The 7,722-nt window shown below is 55.0% G+C and carries 9 protein-coding genes and 1 pseudogene; 1 reads left to right on the forward strand and 9 read right to left on the reverse strand.

What is annotated here, in order from left to right:
- Positions 1 to 176: 176 nt before the first annotated feature.
- Positions 177 to 578 (reverse strand): SgrR family transcriptional regulator, encoded by a 402-nt coding sequence (locus CPT76_RS15280; RefSeq protein WP_105443498.1) that lies wholly within the window; start codon positions 576 to 578, stop codon positions 177 to 179.
- A 155-nt stretch (positions 579 to 733) separates the two neighbouring features.
- Between CPT76_RS15280 and CPT76_RS15285 the strand changes: the two genes are divergently transcribed.
- Positions 734 to 934: a hypothetical protein gene (locus CPT76_RS15285; RefSeq protein ID WP_105443499.1), complete on the forward strand. Its 201-nt coding sequence runs from the start codon at positions 734 to 736 to the stop codon at positions 932 to 934.
- A gap of 112 nt (positions 935 to 1,046) precedes the next feature.
- Here the strand turns inward: CPT76_RS15285 and CPT76_RS15290 are convergent, their stop codons facing one another.
- From CPT76_RS15290 to CPT76_RS15320, 8 genes and pseudogenes are all read right to left on the reverse strand, one after another.
- Positions 1,047 to 2,528 (reverse strand): sensor histidine kinase, encoded by a 1,482-nt coding sequence (locus tag CPT76_RS15290; protein ID WP_105443500.1) that lies wholly within the window; start codon positions 2,526 to 2,528, stop codon positions 1,047 to 1,049.
- On the reverse strand, positions 2,507 to 2,809 hold the full coding sequence (locus CPT76_RS41445) for a winged helix-turn-helix domain-containing protein (protein WP_308737589.1): 303 nt from the start codon (positions 2,807 to 2,809) through the stop codon (positions 2,507 to 2,509). Before CPT76_RS41445 ends, CPT76_RS15290 begins: the two co-directional genes overlap by 22 nt.
- A 118-nt stretch (positions 2,810 to 2,927) precedes the next feature.
- Positions 2,928 to 3,203, reverse strand: a pseudogene (locus CPT76_RS41450) (response regulator); the annotation flags it as partial.
- Between the two features lie 24 nt (positions 3,204 to 3,227).
- A complete protein-coding gene (locus tag CPT76_RS15300) occupies positions 3,228 to 3,998 on the reverse strand; it encodes a hypothetical protein (RefSeq protein ID WP_105443501.1) in 771 nt (256 codons plus the stop codon).
- Between the two features lie 12 nt (positions 3,999 to 4,010).
- A complete protein-coding gene (locus CPT76_RS15305; RefSeq protein WP_105443502.1) occupies positions 4,011 to 4,856 on the reverse strand; it encodes an ABC transporter permease in 846 nt (281 codons plus the stop codon).
- Complete coding sequence (locus CPT76_RS15310) at positions 4,853 to 5,590, reverse strand: ABC transporter ATP-binding protein (protein ID WP_089550150.1); 738 nt, start codon at positions 5,588 to 5,590, stop codon at positions 4,853 to 4,855. Before CPT76_RS15310 ends, CPT76_RS15305 begins: the two co-directional genes overlap by 4 nt.
- Before the next feature lie 238 nt (positions 5,591 to 5,828).
- On the reverse strand, positions 5,829 to 6,965 hold the full coding sequence (locus CPT76_RS15315; protein WP_105443503.1) for a zinc-dependent alcohol dehydrogenase: 1,137 nt from the start codon (positions 6,963 to 6,965) through the stop codon (positions 5,829 to 5,831).
- Positions 6,966 to 7,196: 231 nt separating this feature from the next.
- A partial coding sequence (locus CPT76_RS15320) for a CobW family GTP-binding protein (protein ID WP_146116323.1) occupies positions 7,197 to 7,722 on the reverse strand: 526 nt, incomplete at its 5' end.

Consider the following 7,722-nt stretch of genomic DNA (forward strand, 5'->3'; position numbering starts at 1 on the left):
CCATTCCGTGGCGCTGTCGTTCGATGACCAGGTATGAGCGATCATCGGCGCAATCGTGCCGGTCTGTTCATCAAACCTCAGCAGCCGGTCAAAAATTTGCCGGATCAAATGCGAATCGAACGCGTACAGCAAATCGGCGGGATCCAGCGTATGCGGAGATTTCAGCACGGGAAAGATCAGCGTATCATCGGGGCCGCCTTCTCCCCTTTTTTGTAGCCGAAGTGGTTATCCAGCCATTCGAGAAATTTCGGCTTGGCGTACGTTCCGTTTCCAAATCCCCCGATCAGGTCGAAGGCGCGTTTGTAATCGCCGTTCTCCACGAGATGCTGGGAATACTCGATCAAATAGGCTTCCTTGTCGGCTTTGAACACGATCCTCGACCGGTTCCCCCGGCCCAGCCCGGGCAGCCACTCGATCAAATGCTCGCTTTCAAGTTTTCTTAAAATCAACTTGGCGTTACGGCTGGTGCAATACAGCGCATCGGCCAGCTCATCAAGCGTTACTTCGATAGGTATCCCCAGCTCCGTGCCGCCGCCAAAGCGCTCATGCAGCAGCAAATACCTTTCATCCAACAGCATACTCAGCCCCCCTTGCTTGACGTCCCAAATAAAAGAGGAAATCCTTTTGCGCAAGTATACACTTTTTATCCCCTTTTGAATAGATCATAATGGCATTAGACAGAGAAAATACAGATTCATCCAATACCGGAACATTTATTCGAGGAGGAGAACACATGCTGGAACATCATTATGTACAAGAAAAGTTGATGGAATACCGCCAAGCTGAGCATCACCGCAAACATGCCGGCGTATCAGAAACTACGGAATCGGCCGATCGTTATAAATCCGTCAAATCCCAAAAAAACACGCGTTGGATGCTCGCCATCACTTCAAGCCTGTTAAGACGAAAAAAAGGGAAGCATCCTTTCGCATAAACATCGGTTAGGGGATCTCATTCACCGTTTCGTTGTGAGACCCGCCGCCAACAAAACAAAAGACAGGATGAACGCATCCTGTCTTTGCCGGTGCCTTATGGACGCATTCCGTTCATTGCCCCGATTCACGGTTATGCATGTCCGTCCGAACCGTAAACGTAATGCAGGCCCCGCCCTCCGGCCGGTTGAAAGCCTGAATGCCTCCCCCATGCTTATCGCAAATGACGCGGGCTGTATATAGGCCAAGCCCGGTTTGTCCCTTGTCGCCTTTGTAAAATTTTCGGAACAGATTCGGAATGTCCGCTTCATTGAACCCGGGCCCCGTATCACAGATTTCGTACCGGATGTCCTTCTCGCGAATGGTGAGGGATACGATAAGGCTCCCCTTCTCCGGAACATATCGGAGGCTGTTCGTGATGACGTTATCCAGAACCTGCCCGACGCGCTGAACGTCCATATAGACGGGATACGGCTCCGGCCGCTCATCGGTCACCGTATATTCCAGCCGGATCTGCTTGCCCGCACACAGATAGCGGATCTCCCGTTCTTTGGCGCCCGCAAACTCCGCGACATCCGTTTCCTTCACATACAGCGGAAAATATTCCATATCCTTCTCGGAAGCCACCTGAATATCCTGAATCAGCCGGTTGACCCGTTGAATGTTGCCCTCCACCACGCGCAGGCGTTCTTCCAGCTTGTCACGCGGAATCACTCCCGCGGTATCCGTCAGCATTTCTACGTTGCCCTGAATAATCGTCATTGGTGTCCGGAGGTCGTGGGCGATGGCATCCATCATATCCCGGCGCTCCTGCTCAAGCTTCCATTCCCGGAGGAGGGAGTCTTTTAGAGCAGCCCGCATCTTTTCAAAAGAATCGGTGAGCAGCCCCAGCTCATTGGCCGCCTTGTAAGTGATCGTAAAATCAAGGTCCTGCCTGCGGATCCGCTCGGATGCATCGATGAGTTCGTGAACGGGACGGCTGATCCGCCTTCCGAACCGGGCTGCAAATATATAAGTAAAAAGCGCAATGTAAATAAAAGGCGCCGCAAGAAAACAAATATTCAGGGCGAACTTCAGAATATCCGCTGACCCTGGGCCGCCGTTGGAAGTCACCTCAAGCTTGTACTCCAGCGCGATGGCGCCGCGCAGTTCTCCAGAGGAAGACGTCACCGGGACGATCTTCGTAATGACGCCGCCGAGCCCGATGCTGGGCTGCCGCGAAAAAGAGGTATTTAAGCGTTGGACCAAATCCCCTTTTTGCTTAAAAACCGGTCCGGTCAGCGTTCCGTATAACGCCTTGCCCCCGGCGTCCATCACTTGATACTTGATCCCTTCTCCGGGAATCTTCTCCTCCAATTTCGGCCGGCTGGCCGGATCCAGCACCGCTTCTCCCAAGCTGCGAGAGTATGCGGCAATCGCCGGAATCTTCTGTTCGTAGTGATTGGCCGGATTGAACCAGCTGCTGCTCGTGAGCCACCAGAAGCCAAGAATATAGGTTACCGCCGTCAGCACCAGACTGAGCAGCATGATCAGGATGAACGTAGAGATCAGCTGCTTTTTAATGGAAAGCCGCTCTATAAAGCCGATTTTTCCCATTTATAGCCGACCCCCCAAACCGTCGTGATGTATGGGGTATCCGGATCCGTACCGGTCAGCTTCGCCCGGATTTTCTTCACATGCTCCGTTACCGTGCTGGCATCGCCCATCGCCTCAAGCCCCCACACTTTGTCATAGATCTGCTCCTTGGAAAAAACCTGGCCGGGATGCAGCGCAAGCAGCTCGATAATGTCGAATTCCTTCGCAGTCAGCGGAATCTCGGTCTGCTTGTAGGCGACGCTCCGTCCCTTCAGATCGATGTGCAGCAGCCCGTACCGCAAGGTGGACCGCTCCGCCTGCTGGCCGGCAGCCCGCCGGCTCCCCCCGGAGATGGGCCGCGACGCGGGCCTTCAGCTCCCGGATGCTGAACGGCTTCGTAATATAGTCATCGCCGCCGATGGACAGCCCCTGAATCCGGTCTGCTTCGGCCTGCCTCGCGCTTACGAACAATATCGGGCAGCCTACTTCCTCACGGATCATTTGGCACAGCTCAAAGCCGTTGACGTGCGGCATCATGACGTCCAGAATAATCAAATCCGGCCGGTCGTGGATCCGTTCCAGCGCCTCACGCCCGTCTGCGGCGGTAATCACTTCGTAACCCTCCATCGTCAGCGCCTGCTCCAGCAGGGCGGCAATTTCGGCTTCGTCATCCACGATCAGTATTTTGTCGCTCATTCCATGTACCTCTTTCTTCTCTCTCTATTTGGTCCAGCCTCTCCGCTGCCATAATCCCATTGTAACGGCAAAACCGAATCCAAGACACACCAGAAGCGGCAAATAAAAAGGATGATGGTATAATCCCGCTGTCAATTTAAAGATCGCACTCATTCCCATCAGAAGAAACCCGAGTGAGTCTGAGACATACAAAGACCCGGCTGCGACCGCAATCCACCCCAAATAACTGAGCACAACGCCCGGCAGCAGCGTGCAGATCAGGCTGGTCAGACTCAGCTGCGCCAGCAGGATCACATAAAAAAGGCCGTAAGACTTCAAGCAGTAGATGAACGCCCCAATCGGGCCGTATTGCTGTTCCGGATTCAAAAACACCACGGTATCCGCGCCGGGCAGAAAAGCATAGCCGAAGGCTTCGCCGACGGCAAACGTTACAGCCGTGAACAGCAGCAGCATTCCCGCCAGGTTCATCCATTTAGCCAGGAACAGCTTGGCGAAGGATACCGGGCGAATCAGCACCATCCGCAGCTGCCCTGATGTGTACTCCCCGTTCATGCTGTCGATGATCAGCATCGGTCCGATAATGAGTACGATGAAGAACGACACCTCTTTCAACAAAAACAAAGTGAAATTTTCCGACACAAGCGGAACGGTCGATACGTTATCGAACGCCCCCAACTTCTGCATGCTTAAAAACAAGCAGTCAAATCCCACGATGAAAACAAAGATCAGCAGACTGACGAGCGTCTTTTTCCGTTTCCACATTCGCTCCCAGTCGCTTAACATCATAGCAAGCATCATTTATCCCCCTTACATCCACCGGTCCGATTTTGAAAATACAAGCAGCGATCCCGCGCCGAAAACCGCAGCATATCCTAAGCCCACAAGCAGCGCGGTCAGAGCTGCGGCTTCCGAACTCACTGCCTGGGCCTGACCCAGCATAACCGCGATTCCGCTGTACTGGATTTCGGTCAACGACAAATACTTGAGCATCGCCGGCAGTCCCAGACCGCCAACCCGGTTGGCCAGCTCATAAATCAGCGGAAATCCGAGTGAGCACAGCAGAAATCCGAGCCCCAAACCGACGGCGCCCGTCGTCGTTCGCGAAAGTACGGCCGCCGCCATGAAGACGCTCCCGATCGCCAGCACGCTCAGAAACGCAAGTCCATAATACAACAAGGTGTAGCCGATCATCCCTTTTAAGGGAACGGTATGGTCATGGTAAAACAGCTGAATGTGTTCATGAGGCTCAAAGAACAGCAGGCCGGCGGCCACCGACAACAGCAGGTATACGGTAAAATACAGCGCCATCACCGCCATATGAGCCAGCCATTTGGCGCGCAGCAGCTGCCCTGCCGTGAACGAACGGAGCATGACCATCCGGATCTGCCCGCTGCGGTATTCCTCCGTGACGGAAAGCGTGAGCAGGATCAGAGACATCACATTGAACACAACGATCAGCTGCTCGATCAAGGCCATTACCGGAAAATTCCCCGCCCAGGTATACTCCGCACTCGCGGGTGAAATTCCCCGATTGTGGCCGGCATAATATTTGGCGGTTGCCGCGACGACGGCAGGCATGGCGATCAGGAACAGCCAGGTGATTTTCCGCTTCCACATCCGTTCCCACTCGCTTAGAAATAAGGATCTGTTCATGAGGTCATCATCTCCACAAAGTGCTCTTCGATCCCCTTCGCCCCGGCCGCCTCCTGCCACTCGCGGCTTGTGCCCTCCCAGACCAGCTTGCCTTCCTTGATGATGACGAAGCGGCTGCAAATCCGCTGCAGCTCGTCCAGCAGGTGACTCGAAACCAGAAACGTAATCCCGCGCTCCTGGTTCAGCCTTTGGATCAGCTGGCGCAGCTCGCGGATGCCCATCGGGTCAAGGCCGTTCGCCGGTTCGTCCAGAATGATCAGCCGCGGATCCCCAAGCAAAGCCTGGGCGATGCCAAGCCGCTGCTTCATACCGAGCGAGTAGGTTTTTACTTTGTCCGAGCCCCGTTCGCTCAGCCCAACAATCGACAGAGCCTCCTCCACACGTGCTTTCCGCTCCGTCCCCGGCACATTCGGATGCAGCCTTGCCAGGTTCAGCAGGTTGTCCCTGCCGGACATATAAGGAAAAAAGATCGGCGATTCCACAATCGCCCCGACCCGGGACAGCGCCTTGACCCGCTCGCGCCCCACATCGGTTCCGTCAATACGGATGCTCCCGCCCCCCGGCTTGATCAGTCCTGTCATCATCCGGATCAGCGTCGTTTTCCCGGCTCCGTTCGGACCGACAAAACCGCATACATCCCCCGCCTGTATGGAAAAGGACACGTGGTCCACCAAGGTACGCGCCCCCGCTTTTTTCGATACGTTCAATACTTCCAGTACGTTAGTCTCGTTCATTTCGTTCATATAATCTCCTCCTGCCAAGAAGTATAGGAGGCAATTCTAAAGAATTTATAACGTCGGCAAAAAACTTGAAAGCAGGGGCGTTTCCTCACTACACGAGTCAGAAGCTGTACAGGTATACGAAAAAAAGGAGGGTGGCAGGATCATTCCTGCACACTGCTCCTTTTTGGGGTTGTGATTCAGTGATTCGCTTATATCGCGGCATGTACTTCTGAACCCGCTTGATATCTTCCTAGGGCTTCAGCACGACCTTGATGCAGCTCTCATCCTTGTTATCGAAAATTTCGTAAGCCCGCGGCGCATCGCTAATATGCAGCCGATGCGTAATGATGTCGGTCGGGTCGATTTTCCCGGTTTGGATCTGCCGGAACAGCTCGGGCATGTAATGAATGACGGGGGCCTGTCCCATTTTCACCTGTACGTTGCGCTCGAACAGATGACCGAATGGAAACATGTTGTATTTCAGGCCGTACACCCCGATCACCTGAATCGTTCCGAACTTGCGGACGACATTGGCGGCTGTATTAAAGGCACCAAGCGATCCTCCCTGCAGCATCAGGGCTGTCTCGACCTTCTCCATAGCAGTCCGTTTGGCATCCAGCCCCACGCAGTCGATGACAACGTCCGCTCCGCCCTTTGTCGCCTCAAGCAGCGTTTGGTCGATGTCATGAGTCTTCTCGAAGTTGTACGTCTCCACGTTGTTTGTTCTTTTGGCATGCTCCAGCCGATAATCCACATGGTCGACCGCGATGACGCGCTTGGCCCCTTTTTGCCAGGCGAATTTCTGCGCCAGCAGACCGACCGGGCCGCAGCCGAGAATAATGACCGTATCGCCGGGCTTCACGCCGGCATTGTCCACGCCCCAATAGGCGGTCGGAAGAATATCGGAGAGGAACAGGATTTTCTCGTCCTCCACCTCCGCATCCACCGGTACCTTGAACGGTACAAAATTGCCGAAGGGGACCCGGAGCAGCTCCGCCTGCCCGCCCATGTAACCGCCGTACGTCTCCGAGTAGCCGAAATAGCCGCCCGTATCCTTGGCGTCATTGGCGTTGTCGCACTGGCTTTCCATCTGGTTTTGGCAAAAAAAGCACTCTCCGCACGCAACATTGAACGGAATGATGACCCTGTCGCCTTTTTTGACGCGGGTAACATCCGGTCCGGTCTCTTCGACGATCCCCATCGGCTCATGACCGATGACATAATCGTCGTACATCCCCGGAATCAGCCCGTGGTAAATGTGAAGATCCGAACCGCAGATCGCGGTGCTCGTCACCCGGACGAGAATGTCATCCCGCTTGACAAGCTTCGCGTCGCCGACCTCCTTCACTTCCACCTTCTTTTTGCCTTGATAGGTTACAGCTTTCATGCCATCATCGTCCCTCCTTGGATTTGACCGTAGTGTCTCCCCGAGCCTGCGTTTTCACGCATGGGCGGCGGGTGAAGTCCCTTATCCTTTACACGCAATCCGGCAAATTCAAACGCGGGACGGGCATGTGATGCTCCATAGAGCCTCGGAAGGCGTAACTTGGCGATTTACGAAAAAAAGCCGCCCGAATGAACCCTTTTTCGGACGGCCAAGCTCTCTACGGAACGTATGTTACTGGATTTCGATCCAAGGCAGCGGATTACGAAACTCCGCCCAGTTCATTTCCATCTCACCGCTGGTCAGCAGGCACTCATCGAGGCGGTGGGTAATGCCTTCCCGGTCCATGCCGATCCCGATCAGCACAATCTCGTTCATCCGATCACCCCAGGTTTCGTCCCATCTGCGCCGGAGATCGGGCTCCTGTGCCAGCCATTCGTGCTGCTCCGCCTCCGGAAGCGAAGCGACCCAATAGCCTGCCGGGCCGAATTGGATCGACGGCCCCGCCTGGCTGATGCTCGCCGCCATGTCGCCGCGGACAGCAAGCCAGACCAATCCCTTGGCGCGGACGATCTCCTCCGGCCAGTCCGACAGCAGCGCGGCAAGACGCTCCGGGTGAAACGGGACCCGCCGGCGGTACACGAAGGAGCCGATGCCGTATTCCTCCGTTTCGGGCGTATGATGTTCGCGCTGCAGCTCCTGAATCCAGCCGGAAGACTGGCTCGCCGCATCAAAATCGAACAGGCCCGTGTTCATGATT

The organism is Paenibacillus sp. AR247, from assembly GCF_002968895.1.
Taxonomy (GTDB): domain Bacteria; phylum Bacillota; class Bacilli; order Paenibacillales; family Paenibacillaceae; genus Paenibacillus_AQ; species Paenibacillus_AQ favisporus.